This window comes from Roseibium algae, assembly GCF_037783265.1.
Taxonomy (GTDB): domain Bacteria; phylum Pseudomonadota; class Alphaproteobacteria; order Rhizobiales; family Stappiaceae; genus Roseibium; species Roseibium algae.
This window is the reverse complement of the sequence record NZ_JBAKIA010000005.1, coordinates 403,334-425,287: the sequence shown is the minus strand read 5'-3', so window position 1 is coordinate 425,287 and position 21,954 is coordinate 403,334. Positions and strand designations below refer to the sequence as shown.

Genomic DNA, 21,954 nt, shown 5'->3' with positions numbered 1-21,954 from the left:
GCCTCGGCGGCCTTCGAGCCGTTTGCTGGCCTTGCGGTCGTCAGCCAGCACACGGACGGGTTCACGGAAACGGGTGGCTCGGCGGCGCTGGCGAGCGCCAGCAACACAGATGTGATGGGGGTGACCACACTGGGACTGCGCGGTGAGACTTCCATCGGCCAACTAAACGGTTTCACTGCTTCTCTGAATGGCTCGCTCGCTTGGCGCCATGCCTTCGGCGACGTCGACCCGACATCGACCATGCGATTTGCCAGTGGCGGGAATGCCTTCTCCGTCTCCGGTACGCCAATTGACGATAATACGGCGCTGTTCGAGGCAGGCCTATCGCTGGAAAAGGACGAGACCCTTAGCCTCTCCCTCAGCTACCAGGGCGAGATTGGTGCGACTGCCCAGGAACACTCCGGACGGCTCAGCGTGCTTTATCGGTTCTGACTGTCTGGGAAGAGGGCGTTCAATACTTCCTTCGAGCCTCAGTCGTTTGGTCATCATTGGGGCGTTGATTTCGCGCACGGAGTGAGTGGACTTGGAATTCAACGAAAGAAGAGTGGAGGCAATAGCACGAGCAGGTGATGGTAGCGGGAGAGTGACCTGAACCTCTGACTCGTGGATTAAGATATTGCGGTTCGATCTATGTAGAAACCGCGACCGTGATCATCCTAGGTCGCAAGTTGGGACGGGACGCGACGATTGAGCTTAACGGCCGCAAAGTCCGGCTGCCGGTTTGGATGCTCAGGAAGGTTGCTTGAGTGATGCAGGTGCAGCAACTACAGGAGTTGTAAAAGGTTCGCTGATATAGCTGGGGGACTGGCCTGTCTCACGCTGGGTGCGCAGACGTCTATCTCGTTGACTGAGGATATCGACGTTCGTCTCTAGAGTGACTTTTTCGCTCTAGCCATAGATATAGATTAGGGGAGAAAAGGGCACTCCGAGAATGCCCTTTTTCAGATTGTGAAATGTCGCTTTGCACATCAGTTTTCAGACGCGCTTTATTTTTTCCCGAATTTCTATCCACTTCCCGCTGATATCCGTGCGGAACTGATAGACAATAAATCCCTCACTGTAATCGGGTTTCAATATAATGATTGACTTGTAGTTCTGAGGGATGACCGGGCCTACCCCGCCGTTGATAGGCCAATTAATCTCTGGCCATCCAGACAAGTCTATTCTTATCTTCGATTCGCCGGGCGGCATCACAGTCTCATAGATCAGAACGCCTGTGACATGCGATTGAACATCAACAGGCGGACTAACAGCCCAAGTAACCGATGAATGACCACTTACGGTTTGGTTGGGAGTAGAAACCGTTAGCGTCAAATCATTGCTGGCAGCCCCAAGCCTGCTTCCTGTGTCGGTTTTGAGTCTCAAAAGAAACAGACCAACATCTATCACTTCTTCCTTGCCACTCATTATACATTCCTCCACTTGATCTCTTAACAAATACAATCTTAAGAAATGAAAAAATATAACACAACTTTATAATGTATAAACGCTGGATTTATGCTGAAGTCATGTGAATGAAACCTGGCTCTTAGACGGTAACCCGGCTCGAAGATCATATCTAAGCAAACGGTATGTATATACTTGTATTTTTTACGATATTTGTTCATTTATTATGAAGTCTTGAGACTGATTTTTGTTGTTAAAATCAGTTTCCATTGCAGTTAATCGAAATATTTTTCAGATGTTGAAACCGAAAAATTTGCCGTCCTACGTCGCAAGTTGGGACGGGACGTTACTTTTGAGCTTCAAGGCCGCAAGGTCCGGCTGCCGGTTGGGGTGCTCAGGAAGGTGGCTTGAGAGAGCACTTGGGGCGGCACGAAAGCGGGACAGCTCCAATATGGCTTGTGTTGCCTCGTTGCCGCCATCGATGTTCATTAAAATGAACGCAAAGAGCTGTCCGTTCAGTTAAATGAACGAATTCTGGCCTGTCGAGGGCCTGATGAGTGTGGAGGATAGCTCGATGAAGAAGCTATTTTCAGATGCCTCTCAATAATGAAACCGCAGTTGTGCGATCTCCAGGCATTGGTTGTCGCCCGATCCGCTCACCCGGTAGACCATGCGGTCCTCTTGAGAGATCCGGCGTGAGCACCAACCACTCAGGTCGCCTTTCAAGGCTTCTGGTTTGCCAACGCCTTTGAACGGCGTCCGCTTGCATTGTTTGATCAGTTCATTGATGCGGTCACGAATTTTCTCGTTGCTTGCTGCCCAATAGAGGTAGTCCTCCCAGGCCTCATCCGAAAAGACCAGCTTCAATCGATCAACTCACGTTCTTGACCTTTTCCAGCATCAAGCTGGGTAATGGAGGAACGAAGGCGAGAGGCGTTGTTCGGGTTCGACAAGAGGTGCAGCGTTTCGTTGATGGCATTCCAGGCTTCAAGGGATACGATAACCACGGCTTCGCCTTGCTTGCGGGTGACGATCACCTCTTGCTGGTCATTGATTGCGCTGTCCATCACGCTCTTTAATTGGGCGCGTGCATCTGAATAGGTCATGACGTTCATGGCTGAACTCCTTTGATCTTTTATATGTACAATTAGTTGTACAAGTCAAGATTTCAGCGAAGCGTCCGCTTGCAAATGATCATTCATTTTCCCTCTTTACATCTTAGGCTTATTTTCCTATCGTGTTCTGAGTGACGCATGCAGGGCTGTTCATTCGTGCCCCGGTCCCCCCGCTGACAGGCAATAGCCTCCCAGACGCGTAAGACGCGGTGTCAGCCCTGAGGGGACATGCGGTCAAAGCACATCGCAAAACATTCAGGCTCGCAGTCCTCGGACTGACGGGCCTTTTTCATGCCCTCATGTTGAGGACTTCCCAAGATGCCAGCGCCAATCAAACCCGCCTCCTTGTGCCTCTGCGCTCCGGGGAAGGGGCAGCACCTGCGTCTCTACAAGACCAAGCGTGAGGGCCTTCGCATCCAGCACATGAAGTGCACCCAATGCGGAACCCGCTGGAAAAGGATCGGGTAAGCCAATGGCCGACAAGAAAAAGAATGCCCCCGCCGCCCGCAAGGCTTCTGTCACCCGAAAGACACGTGGTGCCCGGAAAGCCCCTGTCCCAAGCAAGACCCGCGACAACAAGGGCCGCTTTGCTCAAGGCAACCGCTTCTGGGAGGCTCGTTCTTCCCGTGGGCGCAAGCCAATCTTTGAAAGCGCTGACGCTCTCTGGCTCGCCTGCCTAGAGTACTTCGCATGGGTAGAGGAAAACCCTCTAAAGGAATCCAAGGCGTTTGCTCATCAGGGCAATGTGACCGTTGCTGCGATCCCGAAGATGAGGGCCATGACCATTGCAGGCCTTTGCATTTTCCTCGATATCGCCCGGTCCACCTGGGATGAATGGAAGAAGTCGGAAGCTGCCGTTTTTTCGGAAGTCATCGCCCGTGTGGAGGAAATTATCCGCGTCCAGAAGTTCGAGGGCGCGTCTGCTGACCTGCTGAATGCCAACATCATCGCTCGCGATCTCGGCCTTGCTGAACGCAATGAACACACCGGCAAGAACGGTGGTGCCATTGAGACCAAGACCGAGAGCATTCCAGAACAGCAGTTGGCTCTTGCAGTGGCTTCCTTGATTGCAAAGGGCCAAAATGAAGGCTCTTGAGGACCTTATCGCCCAGATCGGCAACATGAGGCCTGATGCCCGTCAGGAGCTTGAGGACACGCTTCGTCAGGCAGGTGCTCTGGATGCTTTTGATCATTGGCAGCCTCAGTTGGGGCCACAGACAGAGGCTTATTTCTCCGAAGCTGACATGCTGCTGTATGGGGGAGCGGCTGGGGGTGGGAAAGGCCTGCCTCCTGAAACGCCTGTGTTGACGCCATATGGCTGGAAGGCAATAGGCAAGCTCAAGGTTGGGAGTGCTGTTTGCGCGACAGATGGCACGGTTACACGGGTCATCGGGAAGTTTGATAGGGGCCAGCAGCCTCTCTACCGGCTTCGCTTCTCTGACGGCTCTACAATCGTTTGCGATGGCGATCACATTTGGCAGGCTTGGGTGTGCCGGGGCTCTCGCAAGATCGGCAATGCACGTTCAGCAGGCCAATCAGGTGGCCGCAAATGGGTTACCTCTGAGATCTGCAAGCATTATGAGGCTGGAAAGCCTCGCCTCAAGATCCCGATCGTATCTGAGCCGGTGCGCTTCAACGTGGCAGGGCAATTGCGAGGGGCTGGCAACTTCGTTGGCCGTGACCTGCCTGCCTATGTGATTGGTGTTCTGATTGGCGATGGGAGCCTGAGCAATGGCTGCGCCCGCTTTACCACGGAAGACCCTGAGATTGCCGCCCGCGTCTCCAGCGAGCTTGATTGCGAGCTCGGTGTGTACCGGGGAGCGGAAGGTAAAACTCCAAGCTACCGCATTCCCAATGCCTATGCTTGCCGCAGCTTGGAGGAGCTTGGTCTTCTTGGCTGTCGTTCCGAGAACAAATTCATCCCGCGCCCTTATCTGTTTGCTCCGGTTGAAGACCGCTTCGCACTTGCTCAAGGCTTGATGGACGCAGACGGTTGGGCCGACCTGGACGGCGATATCCACTACTGCACGGTTTCGGAAAGGCTTCGGGATGATGTTCTTCATTTGTTCCGTTCTCTGGGCGCTGTTGTCACCATCCGACAAAAGCAGCCTTTCTACCATCACAATGGAGAGCGCAGGAGCGGGCAGCCTGCTTATACGCTTCGGATCAAAATGCCTGCCCCTGAGCGGGTTTTCCATTTGGAACGCAAGCGCAGGCGGGCGGTTGGCAAGACCTATCAGTCCATGGGCCTTACGCTTGAAGCCATTGAACCTTGCGGCTCGGGCAACACGGTTTGCATTGCTGTTGATCACCCCAATTCGTTGTTTGTGACTGAGCATTTTCTCGTCACCCACAACACCGACATCATCTGTGGCCTGTCTTTGTTTGCCCATCACCGTGTGGGGATCTTCCGGCAGCAGTCAGGCGAGATGCAGGGCATCGTTGATCGAATGAACGCGATCCTGCGCCTTTCGGGCAAGGGGAAGGTATCAGGCAATCCAAAGAAGTGGGATGGCCCTGACGGCAAGAAAATAGAGTTCGGCCACCTTGGTCTTCCAGATGCGCAAAAGTCCTGGCAGGGGCGCGACCACGATCTGAAATGCTTTGATGAGGCAGCACAGATCGCGCCCGATAAGATCTTGTTCGTTTGCGGCTGGAACCGCACTACGCGTCCAGGGCAGCGATGCCGTATTGTTCTGGCCTCCAATCCTCCAATGGGCGGGGAAGGGGACTACCTTCTCGAATGGTTTGGCCCCTGGCTTGATCCCATGCATCCGCTGTTCGGTGTTGCTGCACCTGGGGAGCTGCTGTGGGCGAATTTCATAAGTGAAGGCAGCGATATCCGATCAGAATGGTTCACCGAGCCAACTCAGGTTGAGATTGACGGCGAGATGCATTGGGTTCCTTCTCGGACCTTCATCCCTGCCAGAATGAGCGACAACAAGTATCTGGATCCAGCCTACAAGGCGAAGATCAACGCGCAGCCGGAACCAAGGCGAACTGCGCTTCTCACGGGCGATTTCATGGCAGCCCGGCAAGACCATGAATGGCAGGTGATCCCGTCCGATTGGATAGAAGCTGCCTTTGATCGCTATGACGCTGGCGTTGGTGCAGACGAGCCTATGACTGTTATCGGGGTCGATATAGCGCAAGGTGGAAAGGACAAGACAGTCCTGCAGCCTCTCCACGGCACCCGCTTCCCCGCGAACGTCATTCGCAAGGGCGTTGATACGAAGGACGGCGCGGATGTTGGCGGTCTTATCATCAAGGAACGGCGAAACAATGCGCTGATTGCCGTCGATGCCACAGGAGGGTGGGCAGGGGATACAATCGGGTTCCTGACGCGAGAGCATTCAATCCCGGTTGAGAAGTGTATTTTCTCTGCAGGGTCGAACCGCTGCGCCAAGGGCTCCGGCCTCAAGTTCTTCAACAAGCGGGCCGAGTTGTATTGGACCTTCATGGAGGCTTTGAACCCCAAGAGTGGTGACAACGTCGCAATCAAGCGTTCGTCGCGAGTGAAGGCTCAATTGACCGCACACCGCTGGAAGGATCGCAGTGGTCAAATCCTGATCGAGGCAAAGGAAGACATCAAGAAACGCGTGGGCTCGTCTCCTGATGAGGCAGACGGGATTGTCATTGCCTGGGGATTTCGGGAGCTGGCGACCTTCCAGAGAGTAACGCGGGCACACAGCAGCTTGTTCTCTGCTCCTATCGCAGACCCTCTTGAGGACTGGTAATGGCGCGTATCGTCGAGCTTTGCATTCGGGATGCCTCCTACGTCGCTGCGAACATGAGGGCGGCTGATTTCGAAGAAATTTCCTGCCTCTGGCAAGAGTTTGATGCGCGGGCGCTTGGTATCTTTGCGGTTGAGCATTCTGTGCCGGGCTTTGCCTGGGCCATTAGAGACAACGAAGGCCAGCCGGTCGCAGCCTACGGCATGAGCTATGCGGCTCCGTTCGATCCTGAGCATTGGCAGGCGTGGGCCTTTGGCACTGATCGCTTCCGCCGTGTGGTGCCATTGATGACACGCCACCTTCAATCAATACGGGACCTGATAGAGGCCAATTGCCGCCGTCTACAGGTTCTCACACACCTTGACCACGATCTTTCACACCGTTGGCTCTCCAAGTGCGGGGCCAAGCGGGAAGGGGTGCTGCATGGCTATGGCCGCAACGGAGAAGCCTTCGCGGTCTATGCCTGGCTTAGAGAGGAAGGGAACACCGATGAATAAGCTCTATGTGCCGGGGGTCTACCTTTATGGGTGTCTGTCTCTGGCGATGCTCTTTTGCGCCAACGCCATTGCGGCTGATCAGTGGGGGATTGCATTCGCAATCGCAGCCTCCGGCTTCTCCTACGTGTCCAGCGTGGCGGGTGTGGTCAACCAGAATGTCTATGCCGATCAGCTTGCTTCTGGTGCGGTCGCATTTGGCCTTGTTTCTCTTTTGTTCTTTTTAATTTGAGGTGTGTCATGTGCATGGTCGGCGGCGCGAAAGCGCAGAGCGTTGAAACCCCTCCCGCACCTCGCAAGGCTGATCCGGAACGTCAGGCATCTGCGCTGCAGGATGACGAACGGAGGCGGCGGGCCAGTGCCTATGGTCGCGGGGCAACCACTCTCACAAGCCCGCTTGGGGTTTCCAACTATGGAAGCCAGTCGCGAAGTGGTGTCACTCTGTTGGGGCGGGCCTGATGGGTATCGTTGATGATTTGAAAAAGGAACTGGGGGCAGCGCGCTCCGCTCGCTCTTCATACGAAAGCGATTGGTCCGACTATGTGAAATACACTGCGCCCGATATGGAGCGTGGGTTCAGCTTTCCCTCGTCCGTTCAAAACACTGGCATGGCGGCGCTGCAAAGCTCAGCTGCCCGCAAGCGTTCTCGCCATATCTTCAACTCGGCGGCGGTCTGGCTTTTGGACCGGCTGGTCAATGGCGTTGAAAGCCTAACGTTTCCAAAAGGAATGCATTGGCATGGGATTGCCTATGATGATCCATTTGCGCCTGAGCCATCTCAAGGGGACGAAGAGTATTTCGAGACGCTTAGGAATTACCTGTTTCGTATTCGCTATTCTGGGAGATCTGGCTTTGAGCTTGCCAATCGTGCGGCAACTGCCTCTGCCTGCAAGCTTGGAACAGGCATTTTGTTCCCAATCGAGAATGACCGGCTGAGCGACATCAAGGCACCCGTCTTTTATCGGTATGTCCCCCTCTATGAAATGTTTCTGATCATTGATGGTCAGGGCAACGATTGCGGCTTCTTCAGAGTGCGAGAACTGGAAGCCTGGCAGGCTGTGAAGGAATACAGCGGCAACGTGTCTGCAGAGCTTAAGAGGGATGCTGAGGACCCCAACCGAAAGACACATAAGGCAACCTTTATCCATGCCTGCTTTCTGCGTGATGGGGGAATGAAAGGGGCGGTGGACAGCAAGCATTCGGAATACGAGAGCATCCATTTTGAGGAGAAGACCAAGCATATTTGCCGCCAGTCTGCGTTCTTTGAATTTCCGCTTGTCATCCGCCGTTGGGATCGTGATGGACTTTCCCCATATGGGTCACCGCCTCAAGCGAAGCTGATGGGGGATATCAAGTCCCTGCAATCGCTTTCGAGAGACGATCTGACCGCCAGCAGTCAAAGCGTTCGTCCTCCGCTTGCCGTGCATAAACAGGAGCGCCCGCTGGATCTAAATCCGGGCCGGGTTAATCCGGGGCTCATTGACGAGGCAGGGCGTCCCTTGTTCCGCTCAATGGTTGAGACAGCCAATCCGGGTGCAGCCAATGCAAAGGTCCAGGAGATCGAAGAACGCTTGCGGGTCGGCCTCTATGGCGATCTCTGGCAAACCTTGCTTGAAGGCAATGGACGTACGGCGACAGAAGCCACGATCAGGGCGCAAGAGAAGGCAGACATGATCGGGCCTTTCACCACGAACATTCAGGCGCCCAACTCTACGATGTTTGACCGTGAGATTGGGATTATCGGACGGCGCGGTGCGTTCCAGCCTGGTTCGCCTTTGGAGCCGACCGAGAGCGTTGCTGAAATGGATATTTCGGTTCGCTCAACCTCGCCAATTGATCAGATGCGCGAAGCGGGCAATTTCGAAGGGCTGGCGAACTTCAAGGAATATCAGGCGGCTGCCATGCAGACGAACCCCGGCGCTGCCGATTGGATGGACGAGGAAGAGGAGCGCAAGCTTGCGCAGCAGTCCCTTGGCCTTCCAGCAAAGCTGCTTCGACCCATGGAAGAAATCGCCAGAGATCGCGAAGCGCGGGCAGAACAGCAGGCACAACAAGAGCAATTGGCAGCAGGCGAAAGCATGGCTCGTATGGCCAAGGACGCGGCTCCAATCGCTCAAATGATGGGAGGCGAGGGAGGCAATGGCGTGGCTTAGCTTGAAGCGGGCCGTTCTGGGTCGGCATTACAGAGCAAGGGAATTGGAACGGGCCTATCGGTCCGTTTTTTTGTGTCCGGAAGGCGAGATCGTCTTGGCGGATCTGGCAGCAGAGTGCGGCATGTACCAAGCGCCTCCCTTTGACCTCACGGACAGGCAAGGAGGCTATCAGGACGGGCGCAAGGCACTCTTTGCCCGCATCCTTTCCTGCCTTCGGATTTCACCAGAGGAACACGCAGCTTTGCAGGAAGCAGCGCGCCTCGAAACTCTCCCACTAGATGAGGACTGAAAGCAATGGACTTGGGTAATGCCGATGGGGTGGCTGGCGATAAGATCGCGGGCGATTTAAATAATGATGAAGGAAAGCAAGCTGTATCCGGCGACTTCCTGTCGAGCTTGAACGAAGACCAGCGCGGTATTGCGCAGGAAAACGGTTGGAATGGCATTGGCTCTGTCATTGAGGGCTATCAGTCGTTGAACGCGAAGTTTTCTGACTCTGTTGCTCTGCCGGGCGAAGGCGCGAGCGATGAACAGCGGGCAGAATTCTATCAGAGCGTATCGAAGACCTGGACGCCGAGCGATGGCTATTCCTTTGCCATGCCAGACGGCCTTCCAGAAGACTTTCCTTATGATCAGGACTTCGCCAAGGAGGCGGGGGATTGGTTCAAGGATGCCGGACTTCACCCGAACGCGGCGCAAGCGCTGCATGACAAGTGGATCGGCAAAATGGCGGAAGCACACGGGCAGTCCGTGGAAGCTGCCAACGAGCGTATTCAGGCACAAGCAGAAGCGGTTGACACGGCTCACCGGGAGCTTGTGAAGGAGTACGGAGAGCCCGGAACCGATGGCTACAACAATGTTGTGGCAAAGGCTGACCGGGCCATGAACAACCTTACAGCTCAAGGCATCGATGTGAACGGCTGGTTTGCTGAAAAAGGCATTCTGTCGGACGCCGATGACAATGGGCTGCAGCAGGTGGCCGATCCGGTGGCGGTGAAGCTCCTGGCATTCATCCATGATCGCGCATTCACGGAAGATGGGCTTTCACCGGGAGGCGGTGGTGCGGGTTCAAATCCGTTCGACAAGACCAATCCTGACCTTGCCGCGCAATCCTCTTTGATCCGCAGCGATCCGGATCGGGCGCGATCACTCATCACGGCAGCAGGCCGGGAACCGAAACAGTTTTATCTTTGACAGGGAGAGCCTAACCAATGGCAACCACTCAGATTGCGGACATTGTAGAGCCGCGCACTTTCACGCCTTACATGCAGGAAAACAGGCCTGAAAAGCTGGTAATGCTGGAGCGTTCCGGCATTCTGTCACCTGCTGACGGAGAGGTGCAGAGCCGCTTCTCCGCTGGTGGCCGCAAGATTGAAGTGCCCTATTGGGATGATCTTGACCGCACCGAACCAACGATCATCAATGACAGTGACGATCAGCTTGCCATGAGCAAGATCACTGCTGACGACATGACGGCCGCAAAGCATCGGATGGCCAAGGGATGGGCTGCCAAGAGCGTTGCAGGCATGGTCGCAACGGGAAATCCCAAAGCCCCGATGGAACAGGTCGCAAGCCGCGTCAACGCCTATTGGGCGTGGGTCAAGGAAATGCGGATTATGAACCTTGCCAAAGGGGTCATTGCCGACAGTGTTGCCAACCATGACGGCGATATGGTTTTCCCTGTCTACCAAGACATTGCCGCGCCTGTTGCTGCCAACCGGATTTCCTCCCAGGCGGTCAACCGTGCTCGCCTTACTCTGGGCGATGCGATGAGTGAGCTTCGGGCAATCGGCATGCACACGCATGTTTATGCCAACCTGCTTGATGATGAAAAGATCGAGTTTGTGAAGCCTTCGGATCTGCCGTTCGAAGTTCCGACCTACATGGAAATGTTGGTGCTGCATTCGGAAATGTTCCCTGTCACTGCGGGTGCCAATTCCGATAAATACACCTGCTTCCTGTATGGCGCGGGGGCGTTCAAGCACATTGATGAGGTGCCGACCGAACCAACCATGTACGGCAACATGGGTACGGAAATCACTCGCGATCCGAAGACTGGCAATGGCGGCGGCGAAGATGAGCTGATCACCCGTCGCTATGAGCTGCTGCACCCCTCTGGCATGTCCTGGACCTCTACAAACATGGCAGATCCGAACGGCGCGACGTTTTCAGAACTGGCGAATGCGGCCAATTGGGAGCGCAAGTACAGGCGCAAAAACATTCGGATCGCTGCTTTGGACGTTAACGTCTAAGGCGCGCCAAGAGCAATCCATGAGGGGGCTGGGAAACCAGCCCCCTTTTCTTTGGCCAGACACGTGAGATCCCCATGGACGACCTGCACAAGCGGCATATGAAGCGGCTGCAAACAAATGCTGTCAGCGACATTGCCGAACGCCTGCCGCAAAAGACAGCGGAGAAAAAGAAGCGCGAGAAGCTGAGCGATGATGTTTCCGCGCTTTGGAATAAGCGACAGAAGGAGGCAAGGCAGAAGATCGCAGGCCAAGCCTCTGATGCCAGCCCGTCAAAGGCTGAGAGTTCACAACAGCCTGGTGTGCCGCTGCCGGATGGATGGCGTGATGAACATTGGAAGACGCTGCAAAGCATGGCTGCGGATTTCGCAGGTGCTCAAACAACCGACAAAGCCTCGTCCATTGCCGTCCTTGAGGCCTATGAGGCTGCATTGAGCGTTAGCAATTAACAGGGGGCGGCAATGGCGGGCACGGTGAACACCAAGGTCGACATGGCAAACCTTGCCTTGTCGCACCTCAAGGAACCGGCAATTCAGGACTTTGACTTTTCGAGCGTTGCGTCTCGCTGGTTTCGCAACAACTACGTGGCCAAGCGAGACGCCTATTTGGCAATGCATGATTGGGACTTCGCCATGGGCTTGGCCATGATCGGGGCGGACACGATCAGGCCGCCATTCCGTTGGCGGTTCCAATACTCTTTGCCTTCTGACTTCCTGCGGTTGCCGGTTCAAACAGAGAACGGCGATCACAATGGGCACAGGATCAAAGCCGAGGTGGTTGGGGCCAAGCTCATGACTGACTATCAGCCGCCTTTTCCTCTTCGCTACGTGGCCCGCGTGGACAGTGAGGCTCGGTTTCCGCCTCTCTTTGTGAACGGGTTTTCCTTCTTTCTGGCTGCGGGCGCTGCCCATGTGATCGCAGGCAAGAACAGCCTTGTGCAAACGATGCAGGAAGCGGCTGAAAGTTCCCTTGATTTAGCCGGTACCGTGGATGCTGAACAAAGCACTCCGGAGCCGATGGAAGTGCCGGAGATCATTACCGAGCGATGACCTATGCTTTGCAATCAACCTTTAGCCGCGGCGAAATTGATCCGGAGCTTGTTGACCGTCCGGACCTCGAACTTTACCGGGGCGGGCTCTATGAGTGCGTCAACTATGTGACTTTGAAGCGGGGGGGCTTTCGCCGCCGTGGCGGGACGCGATTCAATGGGGCAGTCAAAGACCATAGCGCCGGAGCTAGGCTCGTGCCTTTCGAGTTTGGCGATGACCAGTCCTATATGCTGGAGCTTGGTGAGGGCTATTTCCGGGTTCACACGTCAATGGGGCGCGTTGGCTCTGTCGAGGTGGCAACGCCCTATCCGTTGTCTGCGGCCTTCGAGCTGAAGTTCACACAATCAACGGATACCCTGTTCATTGCAGGAGGGGGCTGTCGCCAACATGCATTGAAACGGTATGGGGAAACGTCATGGGCGCTTGAGCCAATGCAGTTCCTTGATGGGCCTTACCTGCCGGTCAATATCAGCGCGACCAACTTTACACCCGCAGGCACCGGGAACCCGGTTCCCAAAATGACAAGCAATTCTGAGCCTTCGGGATTGGTCACGTCTTCAAACAATAGCGGTTCAGCCTGGCAGGTCTTTGCTCAGGGTGAGGGCACTGTCGTTCTGTCTTCAAATGCCTCTGGGTGGGTTGCCTATGAGTTCCCGGAAGCGGTTGTGGTTGACGCCTATATGCTGCAAGCCCCAAGCGATAATGCCGAAAAAGACGACATGCCGGCTGCTTGGTCGGTTGAAGCATCCAATGATGGTGCAGCATGGACAATTCTTGATGTGCGGGATGCACAAAGCACATGGGCGTCTAGTGAATGGCGACGTTTCTCATTCGCAAATGAGACTTCCTACAAGCATTACCGGTTCAAATTTTCTCAAGGTGGCGGGGCAACCTCGGACAATTCCTCGATTGGCCAGCTTGTCATGCACCAAGGGGCGGCAGATCAGGCGCCGTTCGAGTTCTCGGCGTCCTCTATTGCCGGGATCAATGAAGGGGAAGGTTTTGGAACCGAAGACATAGGGCGGCATATCCGCCTTCGCGGTTCTGATGGCGTTTGGCGTTGGGTTGAAATTGATAGCGTTGTGTCTGCTTCCAGCGTGATGGTTCGCCTCTTCGGTCAAGCCCTGCTGGACAGATCGGCAATTAGCCTCTGGCGTCTTGGCTCCTGGTCTGACAGGACGGGATGGCCATCTGCCGTTGGTTGGCACAAGAACCGCTTGGCCTTTTCTGGAACAGACGCTGAGCCGACCCAAGTTTGGGAAAGTCAGAGCGATGACTTCAAGAACTTTGCAGTATCGCAGCCTCTTGTTGCTTCTGATGCCGTCTCGGTCGGTATCCTGTCTGGTCAGGTCAATCGGATCAAATGGCTAGATGACGACAATGATTTGCTCGTTGGAACGTCTCGTGCTGTTCGCCAAATCGGGAAGGCGACGGAGCAAGATCCATTCGGGCCGGAGAATGTTGATCAAACGCCTGCAACAAACTTTGGCACCTGCGGTATTCAGCCGATCAAGGTGGGGTCGGTCCTGCTCTACTTTGGCCGCTATGCGACGGACATGCGTGAGTTGGTCTATGACTTGGGTTCAAATGGCCGGGTTTCTCAATCCGTATCGCAAGTGCAGTCCCACTTGTTCCGCCCTGGCATCAAAGGGGCCTGTTATCAGCAATACCCATCCTCGATCATTTGGTGCTGGGATGTGAATGGCAGATCAATCGGGTTCACCTATGAGCGCGAACAGGAAGTCTACGGGATGCATCGCCATGAGTTCGGCGGCGTTGTCGAGTGTATGGCCTCTCTGTCAGGCTCTGGATTTGACGAGGTCTGGATGGTCATTCGCCGCCAGATCAATGGCCAGACCCGGCGATACATCGAGATCATGCAAGCCCCTTTCATTGATCAGGACGTTGTCGATGCGTGGCATCTTGATTGCGCTGTTCTTTACGAGGGCAACCAAGCCAATAGGGTCTCTGGTCTGGAACACCTGGAAGGCGAAAGCGTCATTCTTTACGCCAATGGTTCTGACTATCTGACGTCTGTCAAAGATGGAGAGGTTAGTCTTCCCAATGGTCGCACCGCATCAAAGATCCTGATTGGGTTCGATGTAAAGGCGAGGGCTAAAACCCTCTCGCCTCCTGTTGGTTCACAAGATGGATCTTCGCTTGGCCGCAAGATTTCAATCGATGTGACCCATGTTTCTGTCTTCCAGACAGGGACGCTTCGGATGGGTTCCGATGGGACCTATATAGACGAGCAAATCAAATATGAGGCGGGCGATACCTATGGCCAGCCAGCGCCGCTGAAGACGGGGCGCATTGACGCGAATATCGAAATTCGCTGGGAGGATGGCGGTCAGATCGTTTTCGAAGCCTCTGGCGGAAAGCCTTGCACCGTCCTTGCCTTGAACGCCAACGTATCTATGGAGCCTTGATCATGTGCCCTATGGCATTAACCGCAATTTCTGTGGTCGGTTCTCTCGTGGGAGGCGGCATACAGGCGGCAGGAATACAATCCCAGGCGAATGCTCAGGCCGATGCTGAGGAACGCAGGGCGCAATTGGCAGACCGGGCCAAAGAGGTCAATCAGACGCAGGCCTCATTTGAGCGCAAACGCTCTTTGCAGCAGCTCTCTAAGGTCATCGGGAACAACCGTGCAGCGGGTGCAGAGCGTGGGCTGTCTGACACCGGTTCGCTTGTCGATGTGATGGATGACAATGCCTATGAAGCCGCGCAAGACCTTGAGGCGATCCGTTACCGGGCAGAGGGCGAGCGGGACAATCTCACTATGGAGGCTGCTGATGCTCGCTCCCGCGCAAGCTCTTCGCGCAAAGCAGGTCGCATCGGTGCTTTTGGGGCCGCCCTCGGCGGTTTGACCGGGGCTGCAACGTCTCTTGGAAACTCCCTCTATCGCAGACCACCGACGACATAATCTGAGGCAACAATGGCAAATCTCGCAAGATACAAAGGCACCGGCGCGTTGCCGAACGTTCGCCAGCCGCAAGTGGTCGCAGATACTGCAAGTGGTCGGGCAATCGCTGGCCTTGGCGCGCAGCTCCAAAGCACAGCGGCTCAAGTGGGCCAGCATGCAGAGCGCTTGCAGCTGCGCCAATTGCAAATTGATAATGTGCAGCGGGAAAAAGGGCTACTCGACTTTTCCTCGGCCATGTCTGAGCGGGAACTGGAAGCTACTCAGGAGCTTGCCCCTGGAGCTTCTGGATACACGGATGGCATGCTTTCGCGCTTTGATGAAGACGGCGAGAAGTTTGTTTCTGGTTTACCGGAGGCAGTGCGCGCTCAAGCCGAAATCGATGTGAAGCGCATGCGGTCGCAATTTATCGATCGTTATGCGCAAACGGAGCTTGATGAACGCACTCGCTTCTTCAAGCAAAACGTTGCCGAGGGAACAGACCAACTCGCCAAATCGATCCGGAGCAATCCGAATGCATTTGATGAGGCCAAGGCGAATGGTCGGCGTTTGATCGAAACCACAGGGCTTGGCCGGATCGAAAAGGAGCAAGCGCTTAGATCATGGGACCGTATGGCGTCCCTTGCATGGGTCGAAACCCTTCCAGCATCGGAGCGGTCCAGGCTGTTCAATGGTGCCAGCGTTGATGCGGGTTCATTGCTTCGGGCAAAGGAAGGCTTTCAGTCGAAAGCATATCCAGACAAGGGCGGGCCTGACGGTCAGCAGTTTTCAGGTTGGCGGGCTGGCTATGGCTCCGACACAGTGACAAAAGAAGATGGAACGGTTGTCCGGGTGACCAAGGATACTGTGGTCACCCGCGCTGATGCAGAACGAGACCTCAAACGCCGTCTTGACGAGTTTCAAGGCATTGCGGTGCAGTCAGTCGGGTCTGGGGCTTGGCAAGCATTGCCAATACGTGCGCAGGCCGCGCTGACCTCGATCACTTACAACTACGGCGAATTGCCCTCACGTCTTCATGGCGCGGTCAAGTCCGGGGATCTGGAGGAGATCGCCACTGCGATTGAAGGTCTCAAGGGTGACAATGCCGGGATCAATTCAAGCCGTCGACAGGAGGAAGCCGATATCGTTCGCGGTGTTCGCCGGATTCCCAATGCTCCGCCCGAAATTCAGACCCGCCTTGATGCTCTCCGTTACGAAGACCAGATCAAACTATCAGACCAGGCTCAACGCGACATGGCCGGGATTGCGGCAGATAGAAAGGACGCCTTTGCGCTTTCAATTGCTCAAGATCCGGAGGCGGTTACCCAAATATCCATCGTATCTGATGATGTTCTCGATGATGGCCAGAAGGCTGCTTTGATCAAGAGTCGCAATGCGGCCCTGAAAGAGGGGCAGGAGAGGCGAAGTGCTGTTGATTGGTTCAATGGTGAGGGGCAAGGCAATCCGCTTTCTGCAGATGACCGCAAGGCTGCAGGGCGAATCTGGGATGCCTTGTCTGAGGAAGTGGAAAGCCCAGATGCTCTGGCGGATGCCATTGTTGATCGTAAGGGCGTGATCCCGAAGCAATTCATGAACTTGATCCGAAATGGCTTGAATGGAACAAACCCGCAACAAACGGGGCTGGCCTATCAGCGTGCAGCAAGAATGTTCTCAGCAAACGAAGCTGCTGTTCGGGGTGCTGAGGGCGGGGATGCTGTTGAAGATGCTGCCATCAAGTGGCGGGTCTATACGGAGAGCCTTGGTCTATCTCCTGAGGAGGCCGGAAAGAGACTTGGTGCATTGAATGAGCCGGATAATGCACGGGTTCGTCAGGCAATATTGGGGTCTCCAGAAGTTGTTAAAAAGCTGAAGCTTGTTGATGCCGATTACATCGAGGGGCTGCTTGATCCTGGCATCTGGTCATTTGCTCCAACGCTCGGTGCGACAGCTTCGGGCCGGTCTGTTGCTGTTGCTGAGTTCAAGCAAATTCTTGAGGAAAGCATTGGTGATGTTGGCGGTGACATCGATGCGGCTGAGGCATTGGCGAAAGACCGGTTTTCCAGGACTTGGGGAACGTCAGAGCTCAACGAGTTTGGAGATGGGGTTGTCGTCAAATATCCGGCAGAGAAGATCTTTCCTGCGATTGATGAAAGCCATGAATACATCCGGACGCAGGCAAAAGAGGTGCTGAGCGAAAACGGTGTTGAATTTGATCCTGTCGGTGTTGTGGGGACTGACCAATACACGGTGCAGGACATTCGTGCAGGCAGGTTGCCTGCAATGGCGATCAATTATCGGGATGGGGATGGATTGCTTCAGACATTCCCGCTCGCATTCACGCCAGATCTTGAGAGCGCGCAAGCTGAACTGGCGGAGCGCAAAGCTAAAGAGGTCGTCGATCTGGCAGCTGAAAATGCTCGGAGAGCTGAGCGGCTGGTAAAATTCGGCAATCGGAAAAAGGCACGAGACAACAGCCCATCTGCACCGAGCAATGCAGAGCTTTTCGGAATTGTCTCCGATGCAGTTTCAAGTGGTGTTGCAAGCGGTGCAAACGCTGTCGTCGATGCCGGAGGGCAAATCTTCGATGGTCTCAGTGAAATGGCTTTAAACCCTAATGATGGTGGGAACCCACGCTCCCGGCGCGCAAGAGAAAATAGCGAAAGGGCTCGCACCAATGCCGATTGATAAAACGCGTCCAATATTATCGGGTGGGCAGCTCTATAGCCCATTTGATCTTGGTGAGCCTGCAGCGCCTCAGGGTCCGGGCTTTCTTGATGCAGTTGGGCCTGCCTTTCGAACGGAGAACCTTATCGGTTCCTTTGCGGCTTCGGAAGAATCAGATTTGAGCGGTGCTGAGCTTCGCAGGGTCGAAGAAGGCTATAGCCCTTATGATGGTGACGAGCTGGTTGGCTATGAGGAGCATCACGACAAGTTTCTTGATGCGCATAATCCGACTGTAACGGCTGCGATTAAAGCCGATATCGACCGTGAAAAACGGGATCAGGATACTATTGAAGCGGCGGGATGGAGCGGTGCAGCAGCCGGAATACTGTCTTCGGTCGCTTCACCAACAAGCGTTCTTCCTGGTGGCGCTTTGGTGCGCGTAGGTAAGGTTGGCTACAGCGTCGGGCGATCAGCTCTTGCGGTCGGTGCTGCTGCTGGAGGCGCGGCGGTAATTGACGAAAGCGTCTTGCAGGCAACTCAACAGACGCGATCCATGCAAGACAGCCTGATGGCTGTTGGCGGGTCGTTCGTTCTTGGCGGGATAATTGGCGGTGCAGGCGCCAGAATTCTTGGTGCTTCCGAATTTGGCCGGATCAGCAAGCAGCTTGAAGGTGAGCTTCAGGAGGGTGTTCCCAATGCTTCCGATATAGATCGGGCAATGGTCCATGAGCTCAGAAGCGCGGGGGCCTCTGCAGCGCAAACCTCGAACCCTGAAGACACAGTGATAGGCGGCTCGCGCACTGTTAAGGCAATTGCTGCTGCAACGGCTGCCGTGCGGCTTAATCCAGGAATTACAGTCCTTCAGGCAACGTCACCAAGGGCACGGGAGATTGGTGTCAAACTATTTGAAAATCATGTTGGCACGGCTGGCGAACTTGATGGCCGTCCCATCGGTCCTGCTGTTGAAACGAACATGCAGTATTGGCGGCGCGGTGTTCTGGCTACCACGCTTGAGGAAGACAAGACGTTCTTCAAAGCGGCTCGTAATGACGGATGGAAAGGAACGCGGAAGGATTTCAATGCCGCAGTATCAGCTGCGTCCAGGCGGAACGACATTGATCCAAATGCTAACCCGCATGTGACAGCTGCAGCCAAGGCCAAAAGAGAACGGGTTTTCGAGCCGATGAAAGAGGAAGCCGTCAAGGTCGGCCTTCTTCCTCAAAACGTCAAAGTCACAACGGCTCCCAGCTATCTGCATCGCATGTTCAATCGGAAGCAGATCATTGGCCAAGAGGCCGAGTTCCGGGCTGCTGTTCGTCCATGGGTCAATGACATGGTTGAGCGGGCACGGGCCAAGCAGGAAGAAATAGGAATAGCCCGTGACATCGTTCGCTCTGATGATCTGGGAGAGAAACTATCAGGCGCTTTTGATCGCCTTGGACGGGTTCAGGGGCGCTTGGATGAACGAAAACTGAGCCGTGGCCGAAAGCTGGATTTGATCCGTAAGGCGGAAGGCGAGCGCTTTGAATTGTTGAGGGGCCGCGTCCCTGAGTATGTCATTGAAGCGGCAAAGGCAGCTCGTGACGATGATGTGATGGTGCGCGCTGTTGCAGAGGCTTCAACAACGGTAAAGCAGACCCGAAAGAAGCCGATCATTGGCTTGTTGAAGGATCGTGGCGGTGTCCGCATTGGATCTCCGCTTGATGATGAATTGCGGCACATGGGCGTAACGCCCAAAAGCGCGCCTGGGCTGTTCAAAAAAGAGGGTGGCTTATCCGCTGTTGATAATTTTGTTGCCAGCGAGGATCTGTTTTTGGCCCGCATGCATGTGGATGAGAATGGCTATGCGGAGCCAGGCGAGATCTTGGCTGCGATCCGCGATGAAATGGCAGGTGCGCCGCTTAAAATGGAAGACGATGCAGCCTTCGAGGCAGCTCTGGATGTTCTTGGTCGCAATGTTGACGAATGGCTTGGGACCATTGGCCTTGATAGCGGAGCGACGGCGAAAGAAGTGCGGGATCACCTGGACTCGGCGTTACGCAACGAAGGCAAATTGGGCGAACTTGATCAGAAGATTGGTCAAATGCACGGTGAGCTGGAGGACTTTGATCGGTTTACGGATCAAATCAGCAATGAGCGGCTTATTGCGGAGGCCGAGGCGAACAGGTTCCAAGACGAGCTGAACTTGCTGGACGCCAAAATAAACGCGGTTCGAGAGTATGCGAATGCCTCTCCAAGGGTAAAGCTATTGGTGGACTTTGCCGATGCTAGGAAGGGTTTTGCTAAGAACCGGTACGATCAGACGAAGGCAGCAAACCGCATTGAAGCCATCGAACGGGTTTCAAGCGAGGGCCGCGCAACACCCGAACTTGAGGCCGAGCTTCGGGCTCTTCGAACCGACAAGAACGCCATCGATGAAAAGGTGATCAAGTCCAAGCACCGGGTTGAAAAGCTCAAGCCCATGCTGCCGAAAGACAAAGGTGATGTTCTTGATTTCATAGACGATGATGACCTCGTGTCGCATGTTGAAGGGATCGTGGATAGCATTTTTGAAAATGTGACTGGGCGCGGAAACTCTGATGTTCCTGATTGGATAGTGCCGATTGCGACCGGGCCTCTCAAGGGCCGTACATTTGATATTCCTGATGAGTTGATCGAGCGGTTTCTTGAAAATGATATTGAGGTGATTACCCGTCAATACATCAAGAAAATGTCTGCTGAGATCGAGCTTGCAAGGGCATTTGGCCGTGCTGATATGCAGGATCAAGTTGCGGAAATCAAAGCTGATTACAATCGGCTTCGCTCACGGGCAATGGGCGAAAAGGAGCTGAACAAGCTCACAGATGAGGAGGGACGTGTTCTTTCGAACATTGAAGCTTTCCGAGACATTCTGCGTGGAACATATCTTACCGGGAATGAGGGGACGGGCTGGTCGGTGGCAACGCGGATGGCTCTGAGTTGGAACTTTATTACCAAGCTTGGTGGCGTTGCTCTTTCGAGCCTGCCAGACGCTTTTGGTGTGATGACCAAGAATGGCCTGAATTCGTTCATGCAAGACGGAATTGGGCCATTGGTTTCAAGCACAAAGGCCGCGAGGATAGCCAAGAGGGACAGCTTTGAACTTGGTGCAGTTACGGAAACATCTCTGCAGTCCAGGCTTGCAGCTGCTGCAGATCTTGGAGACCCCTACGCAAGCGGTTCCATTCCTGAAAGGCTCATGGACGCAGCGACCAACATGTTTGCAAAGGCAACGTTTCTTGATCGGTGGAACGATTTCCTGAAACAGGTTGTCTCACTTCAAACGCAGCAGCGAGTAGCCCGCCTGCTCTTGGATAATTTGGTTGACGTTAAAGCGGGTGGCCAGGTGACCGGCAAGCAAGTTTCCTATGAGGGACTGAGCAAGTGGGACAAAGGATACCTTGGGAAGCTTGAAATTGACGAGGGCATGGCCTCTCGCATTGCTGATCAGGTTCAAAGGTTTGGTTTCAAGGAAAAGGGGATCTGGGGCCTGAACGTTTCCAAGTGGGATGACGCGGCGGCTCGCCGGGCTATTGCTGCTGCTTTGAACAAGGAGGTTGATGGAACTGTTGTCACTCCTGGCGTTGCCGACAAGCCGCTTTGGACGCGGACCAATACCGGCAAGGTGGTCATGCAGTTCAAGAGCTTTGGTCTTTCTGCTCATCAGCGCGTTTTAATGTCCAGGCTTCAAGGCAGGCAAAGGCACCTTGCCGAGTTCGTTTTGTTTGGAACACTTGGCGGCATGATGGTTTCCTATCTCAAGCTTCTTGAACGCGGGGATTATGAAGGGGTTGAGAGGCTGACAGAAAACCCAGGGCTATGGATCGCGGATGGTTTCGACCGAACGGGCATAGCAACGGTTCTGATGGATGTCTCAAACACTGCCGAGAAAATTGGTGCGCCATTTGGCATCAAGAGTGCAGCGCAAGCCATTGCAGGCGATGAGGATCGCAGCGCTGGTGTGTCCCGCTTTGCAAACCGAAATACAATTGGTGCCATCTTTGGTCCAAGCGTGGGTGCCATCCAGGACATGGCAACAATCGCCACGCAAGCGGCCTCTGGCGAGGTCAACAAACAAGGTGCAGGTGCAATGCTTCGCAATGTTCCAGGTGGAACGTTGCCGGGTGTTCGTTCGCTGCTTCAAACCCAAGTCAAGCCAGCACTCATAAACGCTGTCGATTAAAGGGAAA

General features: G+C 54.7%; 19 protein-coding genes. 16 read left to right on the top strand and 3 right to left on the bottom strand.

What is annotated here, in order from left to right:
• Positions 1-432, top strand: a 432-nt coding sequence (locus V6575_RS10965) for an autotransporter outer membrane beta-barrel domain-containing protein (protein ID WP_340274351.1), incomplete at its 5' end; no start/stop codon positions are given.
• 543 nt (positions 433-975) lie between these two features.
• Here the strand turns inward: V6575_RS10965 and V6575_RS10960 are convergent.
• From V6575_RS10960 to V6575_RS10950, 3 genes are all read right to left on the bottom strand, one after another.
• Positions 976-1,407 (bottom strand): DUF1842 domain-containing protein, encoded by a 432-nt coding sequence (locus V6575_RS10960; RefSeq protein ID WP_340274350.1) that lies wholly within the window; start codon positions 1,405-1,407, stop codon positions 976-978.
• Between the two features lie 579 nt (positions 1,408-1,986).
• The gene (locus tag V6575_RS10955) at positions 1,987-2,253 is read right to left on the bottom strand and encodes a Txe/YoeB family addiction module toxin (RefSeq protein ID WP_340274349.1); all 267 of its coding nucleotides are present in this window, start codon (positions 2,251-2,253) and stop codon (positions 1,987-1,989) included.
• On the bottom strand, positions 2,250-2,501 hold the full coding sequence (locus V6575_RS10950; protein ID WP_340274348.1) for a type II toxin-antitoxin system Phd/YefM family antitoxin: 252 nt from the start codon (positions 2,499-2,501) through the stop codon (positions 2,250-2,252). Before V6575_RS10950 ends, V6575_RS10955 begins: the two co-directional genes overlap by 4 nt.
• Before the next feature lie 472 nt (positions 2,502-2,973).
• Here V6575_RS10950 and V6575_RS10945 point away from each other — a divergent pair, with 472 nt between their 5' ends.
• The 15 genes from V6575_RS10945 to V6575_RS10875 all read left to right on the top strand — a co-directional run bounded on the left by V6575_RS10945 (position 2,974) and on the right by V6575_RS10875 (position 21,947).
• Positions 2,974-3,597, top strand: coding sequence for a DNA-packaging protein (locus V6575_RS10945; RefSeq protein WP_340274347.1), 624 nt, complete (start codon positions 2,974-2,976; stop codon positions 3,595-3,597).
• Positions 3,584-6,238, top strand: coding sequence for an LAGLIDADG family homing endonuclease (locus tag V6575_RS10940; RefSeq protein WP_340274346.1), 2,655 nt, complete (start codon positions 3,584-3,586; stop codon positions 6,236-6,238). Before V6575_RS10945 ends, V6575_RS10940 begins: the two co-directional genes overlap by 14 nt.
• On the top strand, positions 6,238-6,732 hold the full coding sequence (locus V6575_RS10935) for a hypothetical protein (protein WP_340274345.1): 495 nt from the start codon (positions 6,238-6,240) through the stop codon (positions 6,730-6,732). Before V6575_RS10940 ends, V6575_RS10935 begins: the two co-directional genes overlap by 1 nt.
• Positions 6,725-6,961, top strand: a complete 237-nt coding sequence (locus V6575_RS10930) for a hypothetical protein (protein WP_340274344.1) — start codon at positions 6,725-6,727, stop codon at positions 6,959-6,961. Before V6575_RS10935 ends, V6575_RS10930 begins: the two co-directional genes overlap by 8 nt.
• An 8-nt stretch (positions 6,962-6,969) precedes the next feature.
• A complete protein-coding gene (locus V6575_RS10925; RefSeq protein ID WP_340274343.1) occupies positions 6,970-7,188 on the top strand; it encodes a hypothetical protein in 219 nt (72 codons plus the stop codon).
• Positions 7,188-8,882, top strand: a complete 1,695-nt coding sequence (locus tag V6575_RS10920; protein WP_340274342.1) for a portal protein — start codon at positions 7,188-7,190, stop codon at positions 8,880-8,882. Before V6575_RS10925 ends, V6575_RS10920 begins: the two co-directional genes overlap by 1 nt.
• Complete coding sequence (locus tag V6575_RS10915; RefSeq protein WP_340274341.1) at positions 8,869-9,171, top strand: Bbp19 family protein; 303 nt, start codon at positions 8,869-8,871, stop codon at positions 9,169-9,171. Before V6575_RS10920 ends, V6575_RS10915 begins: the two co-directional genes overlap by 14 nt.
• 5 nt (positions 9,172-9,176) lie before the next feature.
• On the top strand, positions 9,177-10,076 hold the full coding sequence (locus tag V6575_RS10910) for a hypothetical protein (RefSeq protein ID WP_340274340.1): 900 nt from the start codon (positions 9,177-9,179) through the stop codon (positions 10,074-10,076).
• A gap of 17 nt (positions 10,077-10,093) precedes the next feature.
• Positions 10,094-11,134 carry a hypothetical protein gene (locus V6575_RS10905; protein ID WP_340274339.1) on the top strand — a complete coding sequence of 347 codons (1,041 nt, stop codon included), beginning with the start codon at positions 10,094-10,096 and terminating at the stop codon, positions 11,132-11,134.
• A 74-nt stretch (positions 11,135-11,208) separates the two neighbouring features.
• Positions 11,209-11,580: a hypothetical protein gene (locus V6575_RS10900; protein ID WP_340274338.1), complete on the top strand. Its 372-nt coding sequence runs from the start codon at positions 11,209-11,211 to the stop codon at positions 11,578-11,580.
• Between the two features lie 12 nt (positions 11,581-11,592).
• A complete protein-coding gene (locus V6575_RS10895) occupies positions 11,593-12,180 on the top strand; it encodes a phage connector family protein (RefSeq protein WP_340274337.1) in 588 nt (195 codons plus the stop codon).
• Entirely contained in the window at positions 12,177-14,609 is a 2,433-nt protein-coding gene (locus V6575_RS10890; protein ID WP_340274336.1) for a phage tail protein, read from the top strand. The genes V6575_RS10895 and V6575_RS10890 overlap by 4 nt, the downstream gene beginning before the upstream one ends.
• Positions 14,610-14,611: 2 nt before the next feature.
• Positions 14,612-15,106 (top strand): virion core protein, T7 gp14 family, encoded by a 495-nt coding sequence (locus V6575_RS10885; protein WP_340274335.1) that lies wholly within the window; start codon positions 14,612-14,614, stop codon positions 15,104-15,106.
• A 12-nt stretch (positions 15,107-15,118) separates the two neighbouring features.
• A complete protein-coding gene (locus tag V6575_RS10880) occupies positions 15,119-17,767 on the top strand; it encodes a lysozyme (RefSeq protein ID WP_340274334.1) in 2,649 nt (882 codons plus the stop codon).
• Complete coding sequence (locus V6575_RS10875) at positions 17,757-21,947, top strand: hypothetical protein (RefSeq protein WP_340274333.1); 4,191 nt, start codon at positions 17,757-17,759, stop codon at positions 21,945-21,947. The genes V6575_RS10880 and V6575_RS10875 overlap by 11 nt, the downstream gene beginning before the upstream one ends.
• Positions 21,948-21,954: the final 7 nt, after the last annotated feature.